The sequence below is a fragment of the Pseudomonas sp. 22515 genome (assembly GCF_052044625.1).
Classification (GTDB): Bacteria; Pseudomonadota; Gammaproteobacteria; order Pseudomonadales; family Pseudomonadaceae; genus Aquipseudomonas; species Aquipseudomonas alloputida.
Genome location: NZ_JBQENN010000023.1, coordinates 49,071 through 75,163, shown reverse-complemented (window position 1 = coordinate 75,163; position 26,093 = coordinate 49,071). Strand labels below are relative to the sequence as shown.

The 26,093-nt window shown below is 63.3% G+C and carries 24 protein-coding genes; 15 read left to right on the top strand and 9 right to left on the bottom strand.

Features of this window, described 5'->3' with window-relative positions; translation table 11 throughout:
• Positions 1-25: 25 nt before the first annotated feature.
• Together ACTJJN_RS20340 and ACTJJN_RS20335 are read right to left on the bottom strand one after the other, a co-directional pair.
• The gene (locus ACTJJN_RS20340; RefSeq protein ID WP_088513353.1) at positions 26-901 is read right to left on the bottom strand and encodes a TIGR02285 family protein; all 876 of its coding nucleotides are present in this window, start codon (positions 899-901) and stop codon (positions 26-28) included.
• 20 nt (positions 902-921) lie between these two features.
• On the bottom strand, positions 922-2,121 hold the full coding sequence (locus ACTJJN_RS20335) for a CaiB/BaiF CoA transferase family protein (RefSeq protein WP_010952569.1): 1,200 nt from the start codon (positions 2,119-2,121) through the stop codon (positions 922-924).
• 130 nt (positions 2,122-2,251) lie between these two features.
• Between ACTJJN_RS20335 and ACTJJN_RS20330 the strand changes: the two genes are divergently transcribed.
• The 3 genes from ACTJJN_RS20330 to ACTJJN_RS20320 all read left to right on the top strand — a co-directional run bounded on the left by ACTJJN_RS20330 (position 2,252) and on the right by ACTJJN_RS20320 (position 6,086).
• The gene (locus ACTJJN_RS20330) at positions 2,252-2,794 is read left to right on the top strand and encodes a YaeQ family protein (protein WP_003252169.1); all 543 of its coding nucleotides are present in this window, start codon (positions 2,252-2,254) and stop codon (positions 2,792-2,794) included.
• Positions 2,795-2,802: 8 nt separating this feature from the next.
• Positions 2,803-4,512 carry a single-stranded-DNA-specific exonuclease RecJ gene (recJ, locus tag ACTJJN_RS20325; RefSeq protein ID WP_088513354.1) on the top strand — a complete coding sequence of 570 codons (1,710 nt, stop codon included), beginning with the start codon at positions 2,803-2,805 and terminating at the stop codon, positions 4,510-4,512.
• A 467-nt stretch (positions 4,513-4,979) separates the two neighbouring features.
• On the top strand, positions 4,980-6,086 hold the full coding sequence (locus ACTJJN_RS20320; protein ID WP_088513355.1) for an NADH:flavin oxidoreductase/NADH oxidase: 1,107 nt from the start codon (positions 4,980-4,982) through the stop codon (positions 6,084-6,086).
• A gap of 68 nt (positions 6,087-6,154) precedes the next feature.
• On the opposite strand, the gene ACTJJN_RS20315 is transcribed toward ACTJJN_RS20320, so the two are convergent.
• The 7 genes from ACTJJN_RS20315 to ydcS all read right to left on the bottom strand — a co-directional run bounded on the left by ACTJJN_RS20315 (position 6,155) and on the right by ydcS (position 12,325).
• On the bottom strand, positions 6,155-6,487 hold the full coding sequence (locus tag ACTJJN_RS20315; RefSeq protein WP_003252175.1) for a type II toxin-antitoxin system HicB family antitoxin: 333 nt from the start codon (positions 6,485-6,487) through the stop codon (positions 6,155-6,157).
• The gene (locus ACTJJN_RS20310; protein WP_014754315.1) at positions 6,484-6,738 is read right to left on the bottom strand and encodes a type II toxin-antitoxin system HicA family toxin; all 255 of its coding nucleotides are present in this window, start codon (positions 6,736-6,738) and stop codon (positions 6,484-6,486) included. Before ACTJJN_RS20310 ends, ACTJJN_RS20315 begins: the two co-directional genes overlap by 4 nt.
• A gap of 128 nt (positions 6,739-6,866) precedes the next feature.
• Positions 6,867-8,291: a gamma-aminobutyraldehyde dehydrogenase gene (locus ACTJJN_RS20305; protein WP_088513356.1), complete on the bottom strand. Its 1,425-nt coding sequence runs from the start codon at positions 8,289-8,291 to the stop codon at positions 6,867-6,869.
• 17 nt (positions 8,292-8,308) lie between these two features.
• On the bottom strand, positions 8,309-9,115 hold the full coding sequence (locus tag ACTJJN_RS20300) for an ABC transporter permease (RefSeq protein WP_003252179.1): 807 nt from the start codon (positions 9,113-9,115) through the stop codon (positions 8,309-8,311).
• A complete protein-coding gene (locus ACTJJN_RS20295; protein WP_012053578.1) occupies positions 9,105-10,016 on the bottom strand; it encodes an ABC transporter permease in 912 nt (303 codons plus the stop codon). Before ACTJJN_RS20295 ends, ACTJJN_RS20300 begins: the two co-directional genes overlap by 11 nt.
• A gap of 1 nt (position 10,017) precedes the next feature.
• Entirely contained in the window at positions 10,018-11,049 is a 1,032-nt protein-coding gene (locus tag ACTJJN_RS20290; protein ID WP_012053577.1) for an ABC transporter ATP-binding protein, read from the bottom strand.
• Between the two features lie 124 nt (positions 11,050-11,173).
• Positions 11,174-12,325 (bottom strand): putative ABC transporter substrate-binding protein YdcS, encoded by a 1,152-nt coding sequence (ydcS, locus tag ACTJJN_RS20285; protein ID WP_017147931.1) that lies wholly within the window; start codon positions 12,323-12,325, stop codon positions 11,174-11,176.
• 216 nt (positions 12,326-12,541) lie between these two features.
• Here ydcS and ACTJJN_RS20280 point away from each other — a divergent pair, with 216 nt between their 5' ends.
• The 12 genes from ACTJJN_RS20280 (at position 12,542) to ACTJJN_RS20225 (ending at position 26,075) form a co-directional block, all read left to right on the top strand.
• Positions 12,542-13,225 (top strand): tellurite resistance TerB family protein, encoded by a 684-nt coding sequence (locus tag ACTJJN_RS20280; RefSeq protein ID WP_014754311.1) that lies wholly within the window; start codon positions 12,542-12,544, stop codon positions 13,223-13,225.
• Positions 13,226-13,394: 169 nt separating this feature from the next.
• Positions 13,395-15,017: a methyl-accepting chemotaxis protein gene (locus ACTJJN_RS20275; protein WP_017147930.1), complete on the top strand. Its 1,623-nt coding sequence runs from the start codon at positions 13,395-13,397 to the stop codon at positions 15,015-15,017.
• A 5-nt stretch (positions 15,018-15,022) separates the two neighbouring features.
• On the top strand, positions 15,023-15,529 hold the full coding sequence (locus tag ACTJJN_RS20270) for a chemotaxis protein CheW (protein ID WP_014754308.1): 507 nt from the start codon (positions 15,023-15,025) through the stop codon (positions 15,527-15,529).
• Positions 15,526-16,800, top strand: coding sequence for a CheR family methyltransferase (locus tag ACTJJN_RS20265; RefSeq protein WP_012053574.1), 1,275 nt, complete (start codon positions 15,526-15,528; stop codon positions 16,798-16,800). Before ACTJJN_RS20270 ends, ACTJJN_RS20265 begins: the two co-directional genes overlap by 4 nt.
• Entirely contained in the window at positions 16,797-17,462 is a 666-nt protein-coding gene (locus ACTJJN_RS20260; protein ID WP_003252198.1) for a chemotaxis protein CheW, read from the top strand. Before ACTJJN_RS20265 ends, ACTJJN_RS20260 begins: the two co-directional genes overlap by 4 nt.
• Complete coding sequence (locus ACTJJN_RS20255) at positions 17,459-19,756, top strand: hybrid sensor histidine kinase/response regulator (protein ID WP_012053573.1); 2,298 nt, start codon at positions 17,459-17,461, stop codon at positions 19,754-19,756. The genes ACTJJN_RS20260 and ACTJJN_RS20255 overlap by 4 nt, the downstream gene beginning before the upstream one ends.
• Complete coding sequence (gene wspF, locus ACTJJN_RS20250) at positions 19,753-20,766, top strand: Wsp signal transduction system protein-glutamate methylesterase WspF (protein ID WP_440781560.1); 1,014 nt, start codon at positions 19,753-19,755, stop codon at positions 20,764-20,766. The genes ACTJJN_RS20255 and wspF overlap by 4 nt, the downstream gene beginning before the upstream one ends.
• A gap of 51 nt (positions 20,767-20,817) precedes the next feature.
• Positions 20,818-21,822: a Wsp signal transduction system regulator diguanylate cyclase WspR gene (gene wspR, locus ACTJJN_RS20245; protein WP_012053571.1), complete on the top strand. Its 1,005-nt coding sequence runs from the start codon at positions 20,818-20,820 to the stop codon at positions 21,820-21,822.
• Positions 21,823-21,959: 137 nt separating this feature from the next.
• Positions 21,960-23,055 (top strand): peptide chain release factor 2 gene (gene prfB / locus ACTJJN_RS20240; protein ID WP_103340239.1). Its coding sequence is split into 2 segments (ribosomal slippage): positions 21,960-22,031 and positions 22,033-23,055, totalling 1,095 coding nucleotides; the frame shifts between segments, so codons are not numbered across the junction.
• Positions 23,056-23,148: 93 nt separating this feature from the next.
• Positions 23,149-24,651 (top strand): lysine--tRNA ligase, encoded by a 1,503-nt coding sequence (gene lysS, locus ACTJJN_RS20235; RefSeq protein ID WP_003252208.1) that lies wholly within the window; start codon positions 23,149-23,151, stop codon positions 24,649-24,651.
• Positions 24,652-24,791: 140 nt separating this feature from the next.
• Positions 24,792-25,496 (top strand): TetR/AcrR family transcriptional regulator, encoded by a 705-nt coding sequence (locus tag ACTJJN_RS20230; RefSeq protein WP_003252210.1) that lies wholly within the window; start codon positions 24,792-24,794, stop codon positions 25,494-25,496.
• Positions 25,497-25,526: 30 nt separating this feature from the next.
• Positions 25,527-26,075 carry a hypothetical protein gene (locus ACTJJN_RS20225; protein ID WP_014754305.1) on the top strand — a complete coding sequence of 183 codons (549 nt, stop codon included), beginning with the start codon at positions 25,527-25,529 and terminating at the stop codon, positions 26,073-26,075.
• Positions 26,076-26,093: the final 18 nt, after the last annotated feature.

Here is a 26,093-nt window from a genome sequence, read left to right as displayed (position 1 = left end):
CAACGACCGTGCAGACCGGCTAGGCTTATTTGTCCTCAAAGAAACGCCGGCTTTCCTCCAGATAGTCCTCCCGCAATGCCAGGTCCAGCCAGCGGGCATACAACCCTGGCAACACATCCCGGCGCAGGGTGGGCAGCAACTGGTCGATGTGGGCAACTGCCGCACGCCCCAATTCGCTGTCTGAACAGCCCACATGCAGAAACTGGTAGCGATCCACGCCCTGCACAGTATGAAACTGGTAGTCAGCCAGTGACCCGCCTTGTTGTTGGATCAGGTAGCGCACTTCAGGCCAGTAGCCGAGCACCAGGCGCAGGCGCCCCAACTGCTGCATCTGCAGCAGGTTGGCGGTGGCCTCGTTGCCGTAGTGGCGGCTGAGCGCGCTGTCGGGTAACTGGCGCAAGATGCTGTCAATCTGCGTGCCATAGCTGCGTTCCGCGACAATCCCCAGCTTTAGCGGCGCCTTGCTCAGCAGGCCATGCAGGTCTACCTGCTGGCCGTTGAGGTAGGGTGCCACCAGCGCCTGGTTTTCCTTGCGCAACACCAGGCCGCCGCTGAGCACGCCCAGCGATGGAACAGAAAAATGCACATATTTGGCCCGTTCCGGTGTCCACAGCAGGGTTGGGTCGCAGGTGAAGGTGTCACGGTCTTGCAGCATTTGGAGGCTGCGGGCGCGGTTGACCCGCACGATGCTGTGTTCGTACTCGGGCATCTGCCTTATCAGCAGCGGTAACAACTGGTCGATGACCCCCCGGCCTTCTTCCGGGCCATCAAAAATGGTGAACGGTGGCAGGTCGCGTACCAGCCAGAAGAGGTGCTCCTTGGCATGTGCGGGCTGCAACAGCAACGCAGGTAGCAGCCCGCAGAGCAGGACCAGGTGGCGTAGGCAGCGGGGCGCGCACATGGAACCGGTCAGCGCCAGGATCAGACCGTGCCCGCTGCGCGCAGGCTGGCGATGGCCGCTGCGTCGTAGCCCAGGCTGCCGAGCAGCGCCTCGGTATGCTCGCCCAAGGCCGGGCCGACCCATTCGCTAGAGCCGGGTGTTTCCGACAGCTTGGGCACGATGCCGGGCATGTGGAATGGCTTGCCATCCGGCAGCTTGGCCTGCAGGAACATCTCGCGTGCCAGGTACTGGGGGTCGTTGAACATGTCTTCGGCCGAATAGATACGGCTGGCCGGCACTTCGGCAGTGGTCAGCACCTGCATCAGTTGCTCCAGTGGCAGGCTGTTGGCCCAGCGGTCGATTACCCCGTACAGCTCGTCACGACGCAGGTCGCGGCCGTCGTTGCTGGCCAGGGTCGGGTCGTTGGCGAGGTCATCGCGACCGATGGCCTGCATAAAGCGCTTGAAGATCGCATCACCGTTGGCGCCGATCTGTACATGCTTGCCGTCGGCGCTTGTGTGGATGGAGGAGGGCGTGATGCCTGGCATGATGTTGCCGGTGCGTTCGCGGATGAAGCCGAACACATCGAATTCCGGGACCATGCTCTCCATCATGGCAAAGATCGCCTCGTACAGTGCCACGTCCACCACCTGCCCCTGGCCGCCATTGACTTCCCGGTGGCGCAGCGCCATCAGCGCGCCGATCACCCCCCACAGGGCGGCAATCGAGTCCCCGATGGAAATCCCGGTGCGCACTGGCGGGCGGTCATCGAAACCGGTGATGTAGCGCAGGCCGCCCATCGACTCGCCTACGGCACCGAAGCCTGGCTGGTCTTTCATCGGCCCGGTCTGGCCAAAGCCCGACAGGCGCACCATCACCAGGCGCGGGTTCAGCGCATGCAGCACATCCCACCCCAAACCAAGTTTTTCCAGCACGCCCGGGCGAAAGTTTTCGATCAGGATGTCGGCCTCGGCGAGCAGGCGTTTGAGGATATCGCGGCCCTCGGGGTGCTTGAGGTTGAGGGTGAGCGACTGCTTGTTGCGGGCCTGCACGAACCACCACAGCGAGGTGCCCTCGTACAGCTTGCGCCACTTGCGCAGCGGGTCGCCGCCATCGGGCGATTCGACCTTGACCACTTCGGCGCCGAATTCGGCACAGATACGCGAGGCGAACGGCCCGGCGATCAGGGTACCGAGTTCGACAACTTTAAGGCCGGCGAGGGGTTTGCTGGGCGTCGACATGGGGTGTCCGTGGCAGTTGGGCAGAGCCGTGGTTTTATCACACGTCGGTTACGCCGGGTACTGCTGCGGGGCATGGAAGGTGCGGATGGGGTAGACTGTGCCACTTTCTTTTGCACGAAGCCCGTCGACCATGGCCCAGCCGTCCACCACCTACAAGTTCGAATTGAATCTCACCGACCTTGATCGCAACGTCTACGAAAGCGTCAAACAGACTATCGCTCGGCACCCTTCGGAAACCGAAGAGCGCATGGCAGTTCGTTTGTTGGCGTACGCGCTCTGGTACAACGAGAACTTGTCGTTTGGCCGCGGCCTGTCGGATGTCGATGAGCCAGCGCTGTGGGAAAAGAGCCTGGACGATCGCGTGCTGCACTGGATTGAAGTTGGCCAGCCCGATGCCGATCGTCTGACCTGGTGCTCGCGTCGTACCGAACGCACCAGCTTGCTGGCTTACGGCAGCCTGCGAGTGTGGGAGGGTAAAGTGGTGAGCGCGGTCAAGAACCTGAAAAACCTGAGCATTGCCGCTGTGCCGCAAGAGGTGCTGGAAACCCTGGCGACCGACATGCCGCGTAGCATCAAGTGGGACGTGATGATCAGTGAAGGTACGGTATTCGTGACTGATGACCGTGGCCAGCATGAAGTACAACTGCAGTGGCTGCTCGGTGAGCGTGGTTGAAGCAACCCATGCGTATCGAACCTCGTCCGCTGCCGCCGACCCTGCCATTTCTGGGTAACCTGCCACCCTTGCTGACCCGCCTTTACGCCGCGCGCGGCGTGCAGAGCGAGGCCGAACTGGACAAGAGCCTGGCACGCCTGCTGCCGTACCAGCAGCTCAAGGGCATCGAGGCCGGTGTGGACCTGCTGGTCGAAGCGATCGACCAGCGCCAGCGCATCCTCATCGTCGGCGACTTCGATGCCGACGGTGCCACCGCCAGCACCGTCGGGGTGCTGGGCCTGCGCCTGCTGGGTGCGGCCCATGTCGATTACCTGGTGCCCAACCGCTTCGAGTATGGCTACGGCCTGACCCCGGAAATCGTCGAGGTGGCGCTGCAGCGCCAGCCGCAGTTGCTGATTACCGTGGACAACGGCATTTCCAGTGTCGACGGGGTGGCGGCCGCCAAGGCCGCCGGGCTCAAGGTGCTGGTCACCGACCACCACCTGCCGGGCGAGCAGTTGCCCGATGCCGATGCCATCATCAACCCCAACCAGCCGGGCTGCAGCTTTCCGAGCAAGTCACTGGCCGGGGTAGGGGTGATCTTCTATGTGTTGATGGCCCTGCGCGCTCGCTTGCGCAGCCTTGGGCGCTACGAGGCGCAGCCACAGCCGAACATTGGCGAGCTGCTCGATCTGGTGGCGCTGGGCAGTGTTGCTGACGTGGTGCCGCTGGATGCCAACAACCGCATCCTGGTGCACCAAGGCCTCGAGCGCATCCGCGCCGGCCGAGCCCGACCAGGGCTGAAGGCCATTCTCGAAGTGGCCCGCCGTGATCACCGGCGCATCACCTCGACCGACCTCGGTTTCATCCTCGGCCCGCGGTTGAACGCCGCAGGGCGGCTGGACGACATGAGCCTGGGTATCGAATGCCTGCTGTGCGAAGACGCGGCGTTGGCCCAGGACATGGCCCAGCAGCTGGACGACCTGAACCAGGACCGCAAATCCATCGAGCAGGGCATGCAGCGCGAGGCCCTGGCCCAGCTCAAGGACCTGCCGGTCGAGTCCATGCCCTACGGCTTGTGCCTGTTCGATGCCGATTGGCACCAAGGGGTGATCGGTATTCTGGCTTCGCGTCTGAAGGAACGTTACCACCGGCCGACCATTGCGTTCGCTGATGCTGGCGACGGCATGCTCAAAGGTTCGGCGCGCTCGGTGCCGGGGCTCCATATTCGCGATGCGCTGGATGCCGTGGCCGCGCGCCACCCGCACCTGATCAGCAAGTTCGGCGGCCACGCCATGGCTGCCGGTTTGTCGTTGCCAGAAGGCAACTTCCCGGCATTCGCCGAGGCCTTCGACGAAGAGGTGCGGCGTCAACTGCGCGAAGAAGACCTGACCGGCCGGCTGTTGTCCGACGGCAGCCTGGCGGTAGAGGAGTTCCACCTCGACCTGGCCAAGGCCCTGCGCCATGCCGGCCCATGGGGCCAACACTTCCCTGAGCCATTGTTCCATGGCGTGTTCCAGCTGGTGGAGCAGCGTGTGGTTGGCGAGCGGCACCTGAAGGTGGTGCTCAAGAGCGAGTGTGGCTCGGTACGGCTGGATGGCATTGCCTTCGGCGTCGATCGCGAAGTGTGGCCGAACCCGACCGTGCGTTGGGTCGAGTTGGCGTACAAACTGGATGTGAACGAGTTTCGCGGCAATGAAAGTGTGCAGTTGATGATTGCCCACATGGAGCCGCGCTGACGGTTTTGCGGGGCTTGCCTTGATTCTTGTGGTGTAGCGGAAATCCAGCGCCGCCCGCGCGGCGCATCGCGACGCAAGGCCGCTCCCACATTTGTTGCAACGTGGCCATGTCTGTGAGGCCATGGTTGTCAGCCTTGGCGCATGACTGAAGGCTGGGGGGGCGATAACAGCGACAACGCACAGGCATCGTCAGACCGACAAGGCGCGCAACCATGGCCTTGCAGGATTGGCACGTTGCAACAAATGTGGGAGCCTTGCGTCGCGATGCGCCGCGCGGGCGGCGCTCGATCTCACCGGCGACATCACCTTAGAGCCTGACACCCGCACCCCACACCCCACCCAAAATCCCATGGAACCTCCCCCCCACCCATTCTGGTCTAGTCTGAAGTTATGACCGGACCTGGGCCAGGGACGTGTAATTGAGTGTCCAGGCCGGATCACCATTGGAGTCCTTGGGAGGTGCCCTCATGAGCCTGCTGCTCGAGCCTTACACCCTGCGTCAGCTGACCTTGCCCAACCGCATCGCCGTGTCACCAATGTGCCAGTATTCAGCCGTCGATGGCTTGGCCAACGACTGGCATCTCGTCCATTTAGGCAGCCGCGCCGTCGGTGGCGCCGGCCTGGTAATCACTGAAGCCGTGGCGGTGACCGCCGATGGCCGTATCACTGCCGAAGACCTGGGCCTGTGGGACGACGCCCAGATCCCGCCGTTGCAACGCATCACCCGCTTCATCAGTGCCCAGGGGGCCGTGCCTGGCATCCAGCTGGCCCACGCGGGGCGCAAAGCCAGTACCTACCGCCCGTGGCTTGGCAAACAAGGCAGCGTCAAACTGGAGGAGGGCGGCTGGCAGCCGGTGGGGCCGTCGAAGATCGCTTTCGATCCGCAGCACACACCGCCACGCGAGTTGAGCCAGGACGAGATCCAGGAGGTGATCGCCGCCTTCGTCGCCTCGACCGAGCGCGCCTTGAAGGCTGGATTCAAGGTGGTGGAAATCCATGCTGCCCATGGCTACCTGCTGCACCAGTTCCTGTCACCGCTAAGCAACCAGCGCCGTGATCACTATGGCAGTTGCTTCGAAAACCGTATCCGCCTGACCCTGGAGGTGGTCGAGGCCGTGCGCAAGGCCTGGCCTGCCGAATTGCCGCTGTTCGTGCGGGTATCGGCTACCGATTGGGTGGAGGATGGCTGGAATCCGGATGAAACCGTCGAACTGGCACGCCGCCTGCGGGGTTTGGGCGTGGATTTGATCGATGTCTCTTCTGGCGGCACCTCGGTCAACGCCGAGATCCCCACCGGCCCCGGCTACCAGACCCGCTTTGCCGAGCGCGTGCGCAAGGAATCGGAAATCGCCACCGGCACTGTGGGCATGATCACCGAACCGGCCCAGGCCGAGCACATTCTGCGAACCGGCCAGGCCGATATCATCTTCCTCGCCCGCGAACTGTTGCGCGACCCGTACTGGCCACTGCATGCCGACGACGACTTGGGCGGCAACAAGGCCACCTGGCCTGCGCAGTACCAGCGAGCGACCAGCCGCGCCAACCCGATTCACGAGTCGGATTTGCGCGACTGACCCATGCATTGCGCGGCCCTTGCAGGAGCGGCCGTGTTTCGCGAAAGGGCCGCAAAGCGGCCCTGGGTTCAGCTATAGGCAGCCTTGCTGAGAATATCGCTTACCCATTGGTTGATGCTTTTTTCGGCCAGCTCCGCCTTGGCCGCCACACTGGCGTGAAGGGTAGGCTCAAGGCGTAGGCTGAGCTTGCCGGAATACGTTTTCTGCGGTTCCCGCCCAAGGCGTTCGCAAGTCTCAAGATAATCGTCAACGGCTTCTTCAAACGCCTGGCGCAACTCACTGATTGATTCGCCATGAAAACCTATCACGTCGCGAATACCGGCGACATGGCCGATCAACAACTGGTCTTCGTCGCTGTATTCGATACGAGCGGCGTATCCGCGGTAAGTCATTACATTCATGGTAATACTCCTGCCTGCTCAATGAACTGGCGGGCGTCTCTTAGTTGATAGGGCTTGGCGTGCCTGTCCGGATGAGGGCGGTGGAAGGTTGCCACTGCTCCATTGAGTTCAAAGCGAACCCGTGATCCTCTTCCTTCTACGACCCTGGCACCCAGCGATACCAGCAGAGACTCCACCCGCGCCCACTCCAGTGTTCTGGGAACCGGCCTTTTAAGTAGTGCTTCAAGTGTGGCTTGCTGATGATTATTCATGGTATCAGATTATGATACCAGTCAAGAGAGCTCAATGAACGTGCAGTAGGAGGGCGTAGATCACGGTTGAAGGAAAATTCTGAGACGTTGACCGAGGGGCATTCAAGCCCCTCGGTCAACGCGAGCACTTAGTGCTTGATCATCACATGCCGCACACAGGTGTAGTCCTCCAGCCCATACATCGACATGTCCTTGCCATACCCCGAATGCTTCTGCCCGCCATGGGGCATTTCGCTGACCAGCATGAAGTGGGTATTCACCCAGGTGCAGCCGTACTGCAAGCGCGCCGCCAGGCGGTGGGCGCGGCCGGTGTCGCGGGTCCATACCGATGAGGCCAGGCCGTAGTTGGAGTCGTTGGCCCATTCCAGTGCCTGCGCTTCATCGGTGAAGCGGGTGACCGAAACCACCGGGCCAAACACTTCGTTGCGCACGATCTCGTCGTCCTGCAGGGCGTCGGCCAGCACGGTAGGCTCGAAGAAAAAGCCATCGCCCGCTATCGGCTTGCCACCGGTTACCAGACGAATGTGCGGCTGGGCGATGGCCCGCTGCACCAACCCGGCGACCTTGTCGCGGTGCTGGGCACTGATCAGCGGACCCAGTTCGGTTTCTTCGGATTCCTGCAAGCCCGGCTTGAGGCTGGCTACGGCTTTACCCAGGCGTTCGACGAAGCGCTCGTAGATCCCGTCCTGGACGTACAGGCGGCAGGCTGCGGTGCAGTCCTGGCCAGCGTTGTAGAAGCCGAAGGTGCGGATGCCGTCGATGGCGGCATCGATGTCTGCGTCATCGAACACCAGCACCGGCGCCTTGCCGCCCAGCTCCATGTGCATGCGTTTCACGCTGTCGGCGGTGGCGCTGATGATGTGCGCGCCAGTGGGGATCGAGCCGGTCAGCGACACCATGCGCACCTTTGGATGGCTGACCAGCGGGTTGCCGACCGTCTGGCCGCGGCCGAAGAGAATGTTCAGCACCCCCGGCGGCAGCAAGTCCTGGGCCAGCTCGCCCAGGCGCAGGGCCGTCAGTGGCGTCAGTTCGGATGGCTTTATCACCACCGTGTTGCCGGCAGCCAGGGCCGGGGCGATTTTCCAGGCGAGCATCATCAGCGGGTAGTTCCACGGCGCGATGGACGCCACCACACCCAACGGGTCGCGCCGGATCATCGAGGTGTGGCCCGGCAGGTACTCGCCTGCCGCCGAGCCGCCCAGGCAGCGCGCAGCACCGGCAAAGTAACGGAACACGTCGGCAATCGCCGGGATCTCGTCATTCAGTGCAGCGTTCAGGGGCTTGCCGCAGTTCTGCGATTCCAGCCGGGCCAGTTCATCGCCATGGGCTTCGATGGCGTCGGCCAGCGCCAGCAAGGCCTGCGAACGTTCTTTAGGGCTGGTTTGCGACCAGCTGTCGAAGGCTTGGTCGGCAGCGCGTACGGCGCTGTCTACCTGTGCCTCGGTGGCTTCGTTGATCTGCGCCAGGGCAGTGCCCAGCGCCGGGTTGAGCACGGTCCAGGCCGGGCCTTGGCCAGCGACCAGCTGGCCATTGATCAGCATCTGCGTTTGCATCGGGGGCTCCTCCAGGGTCATTTTCCACCGCCCGCGACGCTGTCTCCGCCACGGGTCAGGTAATAGGCGCCAAGAATCGGCAGCATGGTCACCAGCATCACCAGCATGGCGACAACGTTGGTCACGGGCACGTCGCGTGGGCGGCTGAGCTGGTTGAGCAGCCAGATCGGCAGGGTGCGCTCATGGCCGGCGGTGAACGTGGTGACGATGATTTCATCGAACGACAAGGCAAAGGCCAGCATGCCGCCCGCCAGCAGCGCCGAGCCGAGGTTGGGCAGGACGATGTAGCGGAAGGTCTGCCAACCGTCGGCACCAAGGTCCATCGAGGCTTCGATCAGGCTTTGCGAGGTACGCCGCAGGCGGGCGATCACGTTGTTGTAGACGATCACCACGCAGAACGTGGCGTGGCCGACTACGATGGTGAACACCCCGGGCTCTATCCCCAGCGTCTTGAACGCCGAGAGCAGGGCGATACCGGTGATGATGCCTGGCAGGGCAATGGGCAGGATCAGCACCAGCGAAATGCTCTCCTTGCCGAAGAAGCTGCGCCGATAGAGCGCCGCCGAGGCCAGCGTACCGAGCACCAGTGCGATCAAAGTGGCCAGGCAAGCCACCTGCAGTGACAGCTTGATTGCCTCGAGCACATCGGGCCGGGCAAAGGCCACGTCGATCCACTTCAGGGTAAAGCCCTTGGGCGGAAAGCTGAACGCCGCGTCTTCGGTGTTGAAGGCGTACAGGAAGATGATCAGGATCGGGAAGTGCAGGAACAACAACCCGCCCCAGGCCGCCAGGCGCAGCCCTGCAGACGCTTTTTCAGAGTGCATCGAAGGCCCCCAGACGCTTGACGATGGCCAGGTATACCGCGATCAGCACGATGGGCACCAAGGTGAACGCGGCGGCCATCGGCATGTTGCCGATCGCCCCTTGCTGGGCATAGACCATGCTGCCGATGAAGTAGCCGGGCGGCCCGACCAGCTGCGGCACGATGAAGTCGCCCAGGGTGAGCGAGAAGGTGAAGATCGAGCCGGCGGCGATGCCGGGGATCGACAGCGGCAGGATCACCTGCACGAAGGTTTGCCCTGGCCGGGCGCCCAGGTCGGCCGAAGCCTGCAGCAACGACGGTGGCAAGCGCTCCAGCGAGGCCTGGATCGGCAGGATCATGAATGGCAGCCAGATGTACACGAACACCAGGAAGCGCCCCAGGTGCGAAGTCGACAGCGTGCTGCCGCCCACGCCCGGCAAGGCCAGCACCGCCTGCAGCAGGCCGTCCAGGTGCAACTGCTGGACGAACCATTGGGCCACACCGCCCTTGGCCAGAAGCAGGGTCCAGGCATAGGTCTTGACGATGTAGCTGGCCCACATCGGCATCATCACCGCGATGTAGAAAAACGCCTTGGTCTTGCCGCTGGTGTAACGCGCCATGTAATAGGCGATGGGGAAGGCCAGTACCGCGCTGGCCAGCGACACCGCCACCGCCATGCCCAGGGTGCGCAGGATGATGTCGAAGTTCGACGGGTTGAACAGTGCGGCGAAGTTGCCCAGGGTCAGGTCCGGGGTCACCGCCATGGTGAAGTCGTCGAAGGTATAGAAGCCCTGCCACAGCAGGTTCAGCAGCGAACCCAGGTAAATCGCGCCGAACCAGGTCAGCGGCGGGATCAACAGCAGTGCCAGGTACAGGTTGGGGCGCCGGTACAGCAGGTTGGACAGGGCGCGCAGTGTGCTCATCTCAGCGGCCCTCGGTTTCCTGCAGCACCGTCATGGCTTCGCGGGGCCAGTGCGCCTGCAGGCGTTGCCCGGGCTGCCAGGCCTGCACCTGCTTTTGCCAGCGGTCATTGGCCTGGCTTACTGCCAGCAGTTGACCGTTTTCCAGCTGCAGTTCGTAGCGTGTGGCGCTGCCTTGGTACTGGACATCACGCAGCACGCCGCTGACCTGTACCTCATGGCTGGTCACCACCGGGTCGCCCAGGCGAATGTGCTCGGGACGGATGGAGAAGGGCGCCGGGCTGCCGTTGAGCTGCATGGCCAGCTCGCCCCGCACCACGTTGGACGTGCCGACGAATTCAGCGACGAAGGTTGTGCTGGGCTTCATGTACAGGTTGCGCGGGGTGTCGACCTGTTCGATACGACCGCGGTTGAACACCGCGACCCGGTCGGACATCGACAGTGCTTCGGTCTGGTCGTGGGTGACGAAGATGAAGGTGATGCCCAGTTGGCGTTGCAGCTTTTTCAGCTCACCTTGCATCTGCTCGCGCAATTTCAGGTCCAGCGCGCCCAGTGGCTCATCGAGCAGCAGCACCCGCGGGCGGTTGACCAACGCCCGGGCCAGGGCTACGCGCTGACGCTGGCCGCCAGACAGCTGTGCCGGCTTACGCGCGCCATAGCCGGCCAAGGCCACCATGGCCAGGGCTTCTTCGGCGCGGCTGTGGCGTTCGGCCTTGCCCACGCCTTTTACCTTCAGGCCATAGGCGATGTTGTCCAGCACGTTCATGTGCGGGAACAGCGCATAGTCCTGGAACACTGTGTTGACGTCACGTTGGTAGGGCGGCAGGCCAGCGGCCTCGACCCCTTGGATGCGGATCGAACCGCTGGAGGGTTGCTCGAAGCCTGCGATCAGGCGCAGGCAGGTGGTCTTGCCCGAGCCGGAAGGGCCGAGCATGGAAAAGAACTCGCCATCGATGATGTCGATGCTGACCTGGTCGACGGCCTTGACCTCGCCGAAGGTGCGGGAAACCTGGGTGAACTGGACGGCTAGGGGCATGCGTGGACTCCAGGTATGAATATGTCTCCTGTGCCGGCCTCTTCGCGGGCAAGCCCGCTCCTACAGGAGGAGCGCCACCCTTGCAGGCGGTGANGAAAAGGCCGGTACAGGCATTCAGACAACCTCAGCGACCACCCATGATCGCAATGTAGTCCTGGGTCCAGCGGCTGTAAGGCACGAACTTGCCGCCTTGGGCCTGCGGTGTTTTCCAGAAGGCAATCTTGTCGAAGTTGTCAAAGCCGTTGGTCTTGCAGCCCTCGGCCCCCAGCAGCTCGCTGCCGGTGCACGCCGCCGGCACAGCCGGCAACGAGCCGAACCAGGCCGCCACATCGCCTTGCACCTTAGGTTGCAACGACCAGTCCATCCATTTGTAGGCGCAATTGGGGTGCTTGGCCTCGGCGTGCAGCATGGTGGTGTCGGCCCAGCCGGTCGCGCCCTCCTTGGGAATGGTCGAGGCCACTGGCTGGTTCTCGGCCTTGAGGCCATTGACCATGTAGCCCCAGGAGCTGGAGGCAACCACGCCTTCGTTTTTCACATCGCTCATCTGCACCGTGGCGTCATGCCAATAGCGGTGGATCAGCGGTTGTTGCTGGCGCAGCAGTTCCAGCACGGCCTTGTATTGTGCCTCGTTCAGTTCGTACGGGTCCTTGATGCCCAGTTCGGGCTTGGCCGACTTCAGGTACAGCGCTGCATCGGCGATGTAGATCGGCCCGTCATAGGCTTGCACGCGGCCCTTGTTCGGCTTGCCGTCGGGCAGGTTCTGCGGCTCGAACACCACGCTCCAGCTGGTGGGTGCCTGCTTGAAGGTGTTGGTGTTGTACAGCAGCACGTTTGGCCCCCACTGGTACGGCGTGCCGTACACCTGCTTGTCGACCACATACCAGCCACCGTTCTGCAGGCGCGGGTCGATGGTTTTCCAGTTGGGGATCAAGGCGGTGTTGATCGGCTGTACGCGCTTGCCTGCAATCAGCCGCAGCGATGCATCGCCCGAGGCGGTGACCAGGTCATAGCCGCCCTTGGTCATCAGGCTGACCATCTCGTCCGAGGTGGCGGCCGTTTTCACGCTGACCTTGCAGCCGGTTTCCTTTTCGAATCCGGTCACCCAGTCGTAGGCCTTGTCGCTTTCACCGCGTTCGATGTAGCCGGGCCAGGCGACGATGTCCAGGCGCCCCTCGCCGGCCCCCAGGGCCTTGGGCGCTTCGGCGGCCTGCAGGCTGGCGCTGGCCAGCATGGCGCAGGTGGTGGCGCCGAGCAATGCGGTCTTGTGCACTGACATGGTGTTCCCTCTTCTTGGCGATCTTGTTCGGGCAGTCATGAGGCAAGCAGTGAAGCAATTGTTATAAACGTAGTGCGTGAGTGCGAGGTATTGGCGATATCGAGTCTAGTTGGCTTTTTGCCAGCTAACGCAACATCCTGAAGCAAATCCCTGCATGGCGTGTGCTCGGCCAAGCCTTACTCTGGCGTTTGAATCTTCTTACGTGGAGACACGCGAATGAATACCCGGGGCTTGCTTGATCAACTCCTCAAATCCGGCCAGCAACTGCTCGAGAAGCAGGGGGGCACCACCAAGCCTGGCAACCCTTCAGGCGGGTTGGGCGGGTTGTTGTCCGGAGCAGGGGGCGGCCTGCTGGGTGGGGGCGCTCTGGGCCTGTTGCTGGGTAGCAAGAAGGCCCGTAAGTACGGTGGCAAGGCCCTGACTTACGGTGGCCTCGCCGCGCTGGGGGTGCTGGCCTATAAAGCTTACGGCAACTGGCAGGCAAACCAGCGGGGGGCCGCAGCCGAGCCTCAAACCATCGACCGCCTGCCGCCGGCCCAGGCCGAGCAGCACAGCCAGGCGGTACTGCGCGCCCTGGTGGCGGCGGCCAAGTCCGATGGGCATATCGACGAGCGCGAGCGGGCGTTGATCGAGGGCGAATTCACGCGCCTGGACAGCGACCGCGAATTGCAGCACTGGCTGCATGCCGAGCTGAACAAGCCGCTGGACCCGGCCGAAGTGGCCCGCGCTGCGCAAACGCCGGAGATGGCTGCCGAGATGTACCTGGCCAGCGTGATGATGGTCGATCAGGAAAACTTCATGGAGCGTGCCTACCTGGATGAGCTGGCACGCCAACTGCGGCTGGACCCGGGATTGCGCCAGGAGCTGGAGGCTCAGGTGAGGGATGCGGTTGCGCAGTAGCAGCGCTTATCAGGACATTTTCTGCGCTTGTCGAGCCGAGCGCGGAAAATGTCACGGCAAGCCTTGCCAGCTTTTACCCACTCCGCGCATTTCCCCCGATAAACCGTAAGACCTCTGGGCTATACTTCGGCGATTTTTCCCGCTCGTTGTGAATTCCTGAGGGCTGAATGTGAAGAACTGGACCTTGCGCCAACGGATCCTGGCAAGTTTCGCCGTGATCATCGCCATCATGCTGCTGATGATTGTGGCCGCCTACTCGCGGTTGGTGGCTATCGAAACCGCCGAAGAGGCAGTGGGGACCGACAGCATTCCTGGCGTCTACTACAGCTCGATGATTCGCAGCGCCTGGGTCGACAGCTACGTCACCAGCCAGCAACTGGTGGGCCTGTCCAACCATCGTGAAATCACTTCGGCCGACCTGGAACTGTTCAGAAGCTTCGATAACCGGCTGAAGCAATACATGGCCAGCTACCAGGCCACCATCCAGGACAAAGACGACCAGGTCCGCTTCGACAGCTTCGTGCAACTGGAAGAAAGCTACCTCAAAATCGTCAACCAGGTGCTGGATGCGTACGGTCAGCGCAACTACGACGAGGCCCAGCGGCTGATCACCGAGGTCCTCACTCCGGCCTGGAAGGATGGGCGCGAGCACCTGAATGAAGTGATCGAGAATAATCGGGCCTCTGCCGATGCCGCCACCAACGATATCGTCAACGCAGTCAACACGGCCAAGGGCAGCATGGTGGTCTCACTGCTGCTGGCAATCGTCGCTGCCGGCATCTGCGGCCTGTTGCTGCTGCGCGCTATCACAGCGCCCATGCAGCGTATCGTGCATGCCCTCGACAAGCTGCGTTCCGGTGACCTGAGCATGCGCCTGAGCCTGGATCGCAAGGACGAATTCGGTGCCATCGAAAGCGGCTTCAACGAAATGGCCGAGGCACTGGCCAACCTGGTGGCCCAGGCCCAACGCTCGTCGGTGCAGGTGACCACTTCGGTCACCGAAATTGCCGCCACGTCCAAGCAACAGCAGGCCACCGCCACCGAGACGGCCGCCACCACCACCGAAATTGGCGCCACCTCGCGGGAAATCGCCGCGACTTCGCGGGACCTGGTGCGCACCATGACCGAAGTGACGACGGCTGCTGACCAGGCATCCAGTCTGGCAGGCTCCGGGCAGCAGGGCCTGGCACGCATGGAAGAGACCATGCACCAAGTGATGGGCGCAGCCGACCTGGTCAATGCCAAGCTCGGTATCCTCAACGAGAAAGCCAGCAACATCACCCAGATGGTGGTAACCATCGTCAAGGTTGCCGACCAGACCAATCTGCTGTCGCTCAACGCCGCCATCGAAGCGGAAAAGGCCGGTGAATATGGCCGCGGCTTTGCCGTGGTCGCGACCGAAGTGCGCCGCCTGGCCGACCAGACCGCCGTGGCCACCTACGACATCGAGCAAATGGTGCGCGAGATCCAGTCGGCAGTGTCGGCCGGTGTCATGGGGATGGACAAGTTCTCCGAAGAAGTGCGCCGCGGCATGTTCGAGGTGCAACAGGTGGGCGAGCAACTCAGCCAGATCATTCACCAGGTGCAGGCTTTGGCGCCGCGCGTATTGATGGTCAACGAAGGCATGCAGGCCCAGGCCACCGGTGCCGAGCAGATCAACCAGGCACTGGCCCAGCTCAGCGATGCCAGCACCCAGACTGTCGAGTCGCTGCGCCAGGCCAGCTATGCCATCGATGAGCTGAGCCAGGTGGCCGCGGGCCTGCGTGGCGGCGTGTCGCGCTTCAAAGTCTGACCGCGATGAACGACTTGCAACTGCGCACCGCGCGGGCGGCGAACACCGAGGGGGCGTTGTACCTGCAGTTTCGCATCAGAACGCAGCGTTTTGCCCTGAGCGTGCACGAGGTGATCGAAGTGTTGCCGCGTCAGCCGCTCAAGCCGATCGCCCAGGCACCTGCCTGGGTCGCGGGCATCCTCGCCCATCGTGGCCAGTTGGTTCCGGTCATCGACCTTGCCGCCTTGAGCTTTGGCCAGCCGGCGGTGCAACGCACCAGCACCCGCCTGGTACTGGTGCACTACCGAGGCGGCCTGCAGCTTGGCCTGATCCTGGAGCAGGCCACCGAAACCCTGCGTTGCCAACCGGACGAGTTCCAGCCCTATGGGGTGGACACCGGTGAAGCGCCTTATCTGGGCCCGGTGCGCCAGGATGCCCAGGGGCTGCTGCAGCGCATCGAAGTCAATGACCTGCTGCCCGACACCGTGCATGCATTGCTGTACACGCAAGACCCGACAGGGATGCCAACATGAACGAACAGCGTTTCTTCCGCTTCTTGCGCGAGCGTATTGGCCTGGACGTGGAGTCGGTGGGCGCGCCCATGGTCGAACGCGCGCTGCGCCAACGTTGCGTGGCTGCGGGTGCGATGGACCTGGACGATTACTGGCTGCGCCTGCAGCAGTCGGCAGATGAGCAACAGGCGCTGATCGAAGCGGTGATTGTCCCGGAAACCTGGTTTTTCCGTTACCCCGAATCCTTCACTGCGCTGGCCAGCCTGGCCCATAAACGCCTGGCTAAACTGGCTGGCGCGCGCCCGCTGCGATTACTCAGCCTGCCGTGTTCTACTGGCGAGGAACCCTATTCGCTGGCCATGGCCTTGTTTGACGCCGGTATGGCGCCTGGGGCATTCCTTGTCGATGGAATGGACATCAGCCCAAGTTCAGTAGCCAAGGCCGTGCAGGCGGTGTATGGGCGCAATGCGTTCCGGGGTAGCGAACTGGGTTTTCGCGAGCGCTACTTCGATGCTCTGGACGAAGGCCACCGCCTGCATGAGCGGGTACGCCAGCAAGTCAGCCTGCGGGTGGGCAATGTACTTGACCCGGCGCTGGCCAGCCGCGACGGCCTGTATGACTTCGTGTTCTGTCGCAATCTGTTGATCTATTTCGACGTACCGACCCAACAGCGTGTGTTCGAAGTGCTCAAGCGCTTGCTGCATCCGCAGGGTGTGCTGTTCATCGGCCCGGCCGAAGGCAGCTTGTTGGCACGCATGGGCATGCGTCCATTGGGGATCGCCCAGTCGTTTGCGTATGTGCGTCATGACGGCGACAGCGCCCCCTTGGCAGCGGCACCCGCCCAACCCGCCAAGCGTGCGTTCACGACGTTGCCCGCACCGGTTTATCCGCAGCCCAGTGTGCCGTTGCCGCGTCCGCTGCGTGTGCTGCCCGTGGTGGCCAGGCCAGCGCCAGCCCGCGAGCACAGGCACGAGGGGGCCAGCGAATTGCTGGCCGACATTGCCCGGCTGGCCAATGCCGGTGCCAGCGAGCAGGCCCGTAGCGAATGCCAACGCTACCTGAGCCAGTACCCGCCGTCGGCACAGGTGTACTACTGGCTGGGTTTGCTCAGTGATACCGAAGGCGATGCGCAGCAGGCGCTGAGCCACTATCGCAAGGCCCTGTACCTGGAACCACAGCACCCCGAGGCGCTGGTGCACCTGGCCGCCTTGCTGGCGGCCCAGGGTGACCTGGCCGGCGCTCGGCGCCTTCAGGCGCGCGCGGCGCGGGCTGGCCGGGAGTCTGAACGATGAACAGTGAATCCGCGATGCAGTTGCTCGCCGAGGATGACGCGCACATCGACGACTGCTGGAACCGTATTGGCGTGCGCGGCGACAAGCAGTGCCCACTGCTGGAGCGGCATGTTCATTGCCGCAATTGCGAGGTGTATGCCGCTGCGGCCACGCGTTTGCTCGACCGCTATGCGCTGGTGCAGGAGCATCAGGCTGCAGCGGTGCAGCCGGACGCGGAAAACACCGGTCGCTCCATGCTGCTGTTCCGTCTGGGCGAAGAGTGGCTGGCGCTGGCTACCGCCTGCCTGGCCGAAATCGCCCCGTTGCAGGCGGTGCATTCATTGCCGCACCAGCGCTCGCGGCTGCTGCACGGGGTTGCCAATGTACGCGGAGCGTTGGTGCCGTGCCTGTCACTGGCTGATTTGCTGGGCGTGCAGGCCGGCTCCACCGAGCAACGCAGCGCACGGGCGATGCCCCGTATGCTGATTCTGGCCGCCGAAGGTGGGCCGGTGGTGATGGCTGTCGAGGAAATCGACGGTATTCACCGGCTCGACCCGCAGTTGCTGGGCAGTGGCCGGGACGCCACACGCTTCACCGCCGCAGTCTTGCAGTGGCGCGGCCGCAGCGTGCGGGTTCTGGACGATCAACATTTACTGTCTGCCGTGCAGCGGAGCCTGTCATGACCCCAGAGCAAATGCGCGACGCATCGTTGCTCGAACTGTTCAGCCTGGAGGCCGAGGCGCAGACCCAAGTGCTCAGTGCCGGCCTGATGGCACTGGAGCGCAACCCCACCCAGGCCGACCAGCTCGAGGCTTGCATGCGCGCTGCCCACTCGCTCAAGGGGGCAGCGCGCATTGTCGGGGTGGATGCTGGTGTCAGTGTCGCCCACGTGATGGAAGACTGCCTGGTGGCGGCCCAGGAAGGCCGACTACGGCTGACCGCCGAGCATATTGACGCGCTGTTGCAAGGTACCGACCTGTTGATGCGTATTGCCACCCCCGGCGATGCCGGTGCGCAGGCGACCTTGCCGGTGTTTCTTGCGCAAATGGCCAGCCTGCTCGACCCGGGCGCCTCTGCCATGCCTGTCGTGCCGCTGGCTGCATCCGTGCCGCCGGAGCCGCCGCTGGCAACCCTGCCGCCTGCACCTAGGGTAATGCCAGCCGAACCGCCGGAACCAGAGCCCGAACCCGCCCTGCGGCGCAAGGCTGGCAAGCGCGCTGGAGAAGGTGCCGAGCGGGTACTGCGTGTTACCGCCGACCGCCTTAATAGCCTGCTTGACCTGTCCAGCAAGTCGCTGGTGGAAACCCAGCGGCTCAAGCCATACCTGGCTACCCTGCAGCGCCTCAAGCGCATGCACGGGCAAGGTATGCAGGCGCTTGACGGCTTGCGCATGCAGCTGGAAGACACGGGGCAGGGCAACGAGGTGCTCGAAGCCTTGGCACAGACCCAGCGCCTGCTGGCAGAAACCCAGCAGATTCTGCAGCAGCAGGCGGCCGACCTGGATGAGTTCGGCTGGCAGGCCAGTCAGCGTGCGCAGTTGTTGTATGACACCGCCCTGGCCTGCCGGATGCGGCCGTTTGCCGACGTGCTGACCGGGCAAAGCCGCATGGTCCGCGACCTGGGCCGTTCGCTGGGCAAGCCGGTGCGGCTGGTGGTGGAAGGGGAGAAGACCCAGGTTGACCGCGATGTGCTGGAAAAGCTCGAAGCACCGCTGACCCACCTGTTGCGCAATGCCGTCGACCACGGCATCGAGTTGCCCGAGCGGCGCTTGCTGGCGGGCAAGCCGGACGAGGGGGTGATCCGCCTGCGGGCTTCGCACCAGGCGGGCATGCTCAGCCTGGAACTGATCGACGATGGCGCCGGTATCGACCTGGAGCGCCTGCGCAGCAGCATCGTCGAGCGCGCCCTGTCGCCCGCTGACACGGTGACGCGGATGAGTGAGGCGGAGCTGCTGACGTTCCTGTTCCTGCCCGGTTTCAGCCTGCGTGACAAGGTTACCGAAGTGTCCGGGCGCGGTGTGGGGCTGGATGCGGTGCAGCACTTGATCCGCGAGCTGCGCGGCTCGATCGAATTGACCCAGGTGGCAGGGCAGGGCTGTCGCTTCCATCTTCAGGTGCCGCTGACCCTGTCGGTCGTTCGCAGCCTGGTGGTCGAGGTGGGCGGGGAGGCTTACGCTTTCCCGCTGGCGCATATCGAACGCACGCTGGAAGTGACCGCCGAGCAGATCGTGCAGATCGAAGGGCGCCAGCACTTCTGGCACGAAGGCCGGCATATTGGCCTGGTGGCGGCCAGCCAGTTGCTCAATCGCCCGGCGGGGCAAAGCGACGAAGCCAGCTTGCGGGTAGTGGTGATTCGTGAGCGCGAGCAGCTGTACGGGGTGGCCGTGGAGCGGTTGGTGGGGGAACGGGTGCTGGTCGTGATGCCGCTCGACCCACGCCTGGGGAAGGTGCAGGACATTTCCTCCGGCGCCTTGCTCGATGATGGCTCGGTGGTCCTGATTGTCGATGTCGAAGACTTGCTACGCTCGGTGGAAAAACTGCTCAGCACCGGCAGCCTGGAACGCATCGAACGCGGCAGCAGCGGAGCCCGTGGCGCTGTCCGCAAACGCATCCTGGTGGTCGATGACTCGCTGACCGTGCGCGAACTGCAGCGCAAACTGCTGGGCAACCGTGGCTACGACGTGGCAGTGGCGGTTGATGGCATGGACGGCTGGAACGCCCTGCGCAGTGAGGACTTCGACCTGCTGATCACCGACATCGACATGCCGCGCATGGACGGTATCGAGCTGGTTACCCTGGTGCGTCGCGACCAGCGTCTGCAGTCATTGCCGGTGATGGTGGTGTCCTATAAAGACCGTGAGGAAGACCGACGGCGTGGCCTGGACGCCGGCGCCGACTACTATTTGGCAAAGGCCAGTTTCCACGACGATGCGTTGCTGGATGCTGTTGTGGAACTGATCGGAGGTGCTCAGGGATGAAGATCGCCATCGTCAATGACATGCCCCTGGCCGTCGAAGCGTTGCGCCGGGCGGTTGCCCTGGAGCCCGCACACCAGGTCGTGTGGGTGGCCAGCAACGGTGCCGGGGCGGTGCAGCGCTGCACCGAGCAGTTACCGGACCTGATCCTCATGGACCTGATCATGCCGGTGATGGACGGTGTCGAGGCGACCCGGCGGATCATGGCCGAAACCCCGTGCGCCATTGTCATCGTCACGGTCGACCGCAAGCAGAACGTACACCGGGTATTCGAGGCCATGGGCCATGGCGCGCTCGATGTGGTCGACACGCCTGCGCTGGGCGCTGGCGATGCCCGCGAAGCAGCGGCGCCATTGTTGCGCAAGATCCTCAATATTGGCTGGCTGGTCGGCCAGCAGCGGGCACCTGCCGCAAGGTCGGTGGCTGCGCCGCTGCGCGAGGCTTCCCAGCGCCGCGGGTTGGTGGCAATCGGGTCTTCGGCGGGGGGGCCGGCAGCACTCGAAGTGCTGCTCAAGGGTTTGCCGGCCGCGTTTCCGGCGGCCATCGTGCTGGTCCAGCACGTGGACCAGGTGTTTGCCGCAGGCATGGCCGAATGGCTCAGCAGCGCAGCAGGCCTGCCGGTGCGTCTGGCCCGTGAAGGCGAACCGCCGCAGCCAGGGCAGGTACTCCTGGCCGGTACCAACCACCACATTCGCCTGCTACAGAATGGCCAACTGGCCTACACTGCCGAACCTGTGAATGAAATCTACCGGCCCTCGATCGATGTGTTCTTCGAGAGCGTGGCACGTTACTGGAATGGTGATGCAGTGGGCGTGCTGCTCACCGGCATGGGCCGCGACGGTGCCCAGGGCCTGAAGCTGATGCGTCAGCAGGGCTTTCTGACCATTGCCCAGGACCAGGCCAGCAGCGCGGTGTACGGCATGCCCAAGGCTGCTGCGGCTATTGATGCCGCCGTGGAAATTCGCCCGCTGGAACGCATTGCCGGGCGCTTGACTGAATTTTTCGCAAAATGACGAAATGTATTGAATCACGCCGCCAGGCCGGTAGTGATCGGGTGAACAATGATGAATGATTTACCGATCGAAGGTTTCGCGACCACCAACGAGAACTCGGCGATGGTGCTGCTGGTCGATGACCAGGCCATGATCGGCGAAGCGGTGCGGCGTGGCTTGGCCGATGAAGACAACATCGACTTCCACTTCTGTGCCGACCCGCACCAGGCGGTGGCCCAGGCCATGCGCATCAAGCCCACGGTCATTCTTCAAGACCTGATCATGCCTGGCCTGGACGGCTTGACCCTGGTGCGCGAATACCGCAACAACCCAGTGACCCAGGACATCCCGATCATCGTCCTGTCGACCAAGGAAGACCCGCTGGTCAAGAGTGCAGCATTTGCCGCCGGGGCCAACGATTACCTGGTCAAGCTGCCTGATACCATCGAACTGGTGGCCCGCATCCGCTACCACTCGCGTTCCTACCTGACCCTGCTGCAGCGCGATGAGGCCTACCGTGCCCTGCGCGTCAGCCAGCAGCAGTTGCTTGATTCCAACCTGATGCTGCAGCGGCTGATGAACTCCGATGGCCTGACCGGGCTGTCCAACCGTCGCCACTTCGACGAGTACCTGGAGCTGGAGTGGCGCCGGGCCATGCGTGAACAGCAGCAGTTGTCGTTGCTGATGATCGATGTCGATTATTTCAAGGCCTACAACGACAGCTTTGGCCACTTGGCCGGCGACGAGGCCCTGCGCCAGGTGGCCGAAGCCATTCGTAGCTCGTGCTCGCGGCCGACCGACCTGCCGGCGCGCTATGGCGGCGAAGAGTTTGCCCTGGTGCTGCCCAACACCTCGCCAGGTGGGGCGCGGCTGGTGGCCGAAAAACTGCGCCAGACCGTGCTGGGCCTTGGCATCCCGCATACTGCGTCGACGGCTGATACGTGCTTGACCGTGAGCATCGGCCTGGCCACCCAGACTCCGGCTATCGGCAGCCATTGCCGGCAGCTGATTTCGGCGGCCGATAAAGGTCTTTACCTGGCCAAGAACGGTGGGCGTAACCAAGTCGGCATCGCCTGAGCTCTTGGAGACGGCGCGGCCTGTGTGAGAGCGCAGGTTGCCCTATCTACATACGACCGCCCGGCGGGTCTGCCGCCATGCTGCGGACTCGGTTATACTCGCGGGCTTTTCACCGAATTCGCGCGAGTAGCCAGCCCATGGAAATCCAACCGATCCTGAACACCATCAAGGACCTCACCGAGCGTTCCCAGTCAATTCGGGGGTATCTTTGACTACGATCACAAGCATGACCGCCTGATCGAAGTCAACCGCGAGCTGGAAGACCCCAACGTCTGGAACAAGCCCGAGTACGCCCAGGCACTGGGCCGCGAGCGTGCCATGCTGGCCCAGGTCGTCGAGACCCTGGACAAGCTGTCCGGCGGCCTGGCCGACTGCAAGGACCTGCTCGACATGGCCGTCGAGGAAAATGACGAGAACGCCGTTAGCGACGTCGTGACCGAGCTGGAAGGCCTGGAAGAGAACCTGGCGCAGCTTGAGTTCCGTCGCATGTTCAGCGGCGAGATGGACATGAACAACGCCTACCTGGACATCCAGGCCGGCTCCGGCGGTACCGAAGCGCAGGACTGGGCCAACATCCTGCTGCGTATGTACCTGCGCTGGGCCGACAAGCGCGGTTTCGACGCCACCATCATCGAGCTTTCCGAAGGCGAGGTCGCCGGTATCAAGGGCGCCACCGTGCATATCAAGGGCGAGTACGCCTTCGGCTGGCTGCGCACCGAGATCGGCGTGCACCGCCTTGTGCGCAAAAGCCCGTTCGACTCCGGCGCCCGTCGTCATACGTCGTTCTCGGCGGTGTTCGTGTCGCCTGAGATCGACGACAAGGTCGAGATCGACATCAACCCGTCCGACCTGCGTATCGACACCTACCGCTCCTCGGGTGCCGGTGGTCAGCACGTGAACACCACCGACTCTGCGGTGCGTATCACCCACGTGCCTACCAACACCGTGGTGGCCTGCCAGAACGAACGCTCCCAGCACGCCAACAAAGACACCGCCATGAAAATGCTGCGGGCCAAGTTGTACGAGCTGGAAATGCAGAAGCGCAACGCCGCCTCGCAGGCGCTGGAAGATAGCAAGTCGGACATCGGCTGGGGCCACCAGATCCGCTCCTACGTGCTGGATGACTCGCGCATCAAGGACCTGCGTACCGGCGTCGAACGCAGCGACTGCCAGAAGGTCCTCGATGGCGACCTTGACCAGTACCTGGAAGCGAGCCTCAAGCAGGGCCTGTAAGCCGCACACCCATGCCGCGCTACCTGGCCAGCCGCCGGTAGCGCGTGCCCTGCCCGGAACGGGCAACGAATACCTGATGGAAAGAATGACGACATGAGCGACCTGAAGACCGAATCGCAAGACCTGCAACAGGAAGAAAACGCCCTGATCGCCCTGCGCAAGGAAAAACTTGCCGCCGAGCGTGCCAAGGGCAATGCCTTCCCCAACGACTTCCGTCGCGACAGCTACTGCAACGACCTGCAGAAGCAATACGCGGACAAGACCAAGGAAGAGCTGGAAGCAGCCGCGATCCCGGTCAAGGTCGCCGGCCGCATCATGCTCAACCGTGGTTCGTTCATGGTTATCCAGGACATGACTGGCCGTATTCAGGTCTATGTCAACCGCAAGACCCTGCCGGAAGAAACCCTGGCCGCGGTCAAGACCTGGGACCTGGGCGACATCATCAGCGCCGAAGGCACCCTGGCCCGTTCCGGCAAGGGCGACCTGTACGTCGAAATGACCAACGTGCGCCTGCTGACCAAGTCGCTGCGCCCGCTGCCCGACAAGCACCACGGCCTGACCGACACCGAGCAGCGCTACCGCCAGCGCTACGTCGACCTGATGGTCAACGAAGAAACCCGCCACACCTTCCGTGTGCGTTCGCAGGTGATCTCGCACATCCGCAAGTTCCTCATCGAGCGTGACTTCCTTGAAGTCGAAACGCCGATGCTGCAGACCATCCCGGGCGGTGCGGCAGCCAAGCCGTTCGAAACCCACCACAACGCCCTGGACATGGCCATGTTCCTGCGTATCGCGCCGGAGCTGTACCTCAAGCGCCTGGTCGTGGGTGGCTTCGAAAAAGTGTTCGAGATCAACCGTAACTTCCGCAACGAAGGCGTTTCGACTCGTCACAACCCTGAATTCACCATGCTCGAGTTCTACCAGGCCTACGCCGACTACCGCGACAACATGGACCTCACCGAGGAACTGTTCCGCGAGCTGGCGCAACTGGTACTGGGCTCTACCGACGTACCGTACGGCGACAAGGTCTTCCACTTCGGCGAGCCGTTCGTACGCCTGTCGGTGTTCGACTCGATCCTCAAGTACAACCCGGAGCTGACCGCTGCCGACCTGCAGGACGTCGACCGCGCCCGTGAGATTGCCAAGAAGGCCGGCGCCAAGGTGCTGGGCCATGAAGGCCTGGGCAAGCTGCAGGTGATGATTTTCGAAGAGCTGGTCGAGCACAAGCTGGAACAGCCGCACTTCATTACCGAGTACCCGTTCGAAGTGTCGCCGCTGGCCCGTCGCAACGACGACAACCCGGCCGTTACCGACCGTTTCGAGCTGTTCATCGGTGGCCGCGAGATCGCCAACGCCTACTCCGAGCTCAACGATGCCGAAGATCAGGCCGAGCGCTTCCTGGCCCAGGTGGCCGAGAAGGACGCGGGTGACGATGAAGCCATGCACTATGACGCCGACTTCGTTCGTGCGCTGGAGTACGGCATGCCGCCGACCGCCGGTGAAGGTATCGGCATCGACCGCCTGGTGATGCTGCTGACCAACTCGCCGTCGATCCGCGACGTCATCCTGTTCCCGCACATGCGTCCGCAGGCCTGAGTGAGCTGAACGAGCCGCCTTTCGAGGCGGCTTTTTCTTGCCTGAAGCTTTATGTTGTCAGTACCGGCCTCTTNGTTTACCCGCGAAGGGGCCAGCACTGACGAAACACTGCCCATGAGGTATCCCCCGTGACACCCGCCATGCCTGACCAAGGCGCCGCCGGCATCGCCACCGCCGTCGCCGAAAGCGTGCAATACCAAGGCCGCAAGACTGCCCGCCAAGGCAGCGAACAGCGTCGCCAGTTGATTCTCGATGCCGCCATGCGCATTGTCGTGCGCGATGGCGTGCGCGGTGTGCGCCACCGGGCAGTGGCCGCCGAGGCCGGCGTACCATTGTCGGCCACCACCTACTACTTCAAGGACATCGAGGACCTGCTCACCGATACCTTTGCCCAGTACGTCGAGCGCAGTGCGGCTTACATGGCCAAGCTGTGGGCCAACACCGAGGTGGTGTTGCGCCAGTTGCTGGCACAGGGCGATGGCAGCCCGCAGGCCCGGGCGCGGCTGGCTGACGAGGTGGCGCGCATGACCGCCGACTACGTTCAGCGGCAACTGCTGAACCGCCGTGACTTCCTGATGGCCGAGCAGGCTTTCCGCCAGGAAGCATTGCTGTGCCCGCGACTGGCTGAGCTGGTGTGCGCTCATGAGCAGATCCTGCTGCACGGCACCCGGCAATTGCTGCAGGTCGTGGGCTCGCGGCAGCCGGAGCAGGATGCACAGATGTTGACGGCGATTATCGAGCAGTTGGAATATCAAGGCCTGCTCAAGCAAGCGAATGCGCAAGCCGATGGGCAGATGCTCGCTATGCTTACCCGATACCTGCAGCTGGTGCTGGCATCGGCCTGAGCCGAGAACGACCTTTTCAAGGAGAACCTGATGAAAGCCTGGCGTGTGGTGTTGTTGACTTTGTCATTCCTGCTGCTGGGCGGTTGTCTGGTGACCTTCCATGAGCCCTTGCCCAGCAACCAGGCAGCGCCCAAGGCCTTGCTCGGCAAGTGGAGTAGCAAGGACGCCTGGGGGGAGCCGTTGAAACTGGTGATCAGCCGTAGCGGTGGCGACGCCTACAAGGCAGTGGCCACGGCCAAGGGCAAGGCGCCTGAAGAGTACGTGTTCACCGTGTCACGCCATGGCAACCGCTGGTACTTGTCGGCTGGCGTGCCCAAGCGCCTGGGTGGCAATTTCCTGATTGGCGGCTTCGATATCGTCGATGGCAAGGAGCTGGTGGTCTACAACCTGGATGTCGAGCAGGTACAGCAGGCGGTGGACAACAAGGAACTGACCGGTCGCAGTACCGAAGTGCCGGACGACAACGGCGATGGCGTGCTGATCGATAGCCCGGCGGCGCGGGTGCTGGCCTACCTGGACGACCCGGCCAACTCCGACCTGTTCGTTGAAGTGGCGCGGTTCCAGCGCTCCGGCAAGTAGTGGCCTGTACCGGCCTCT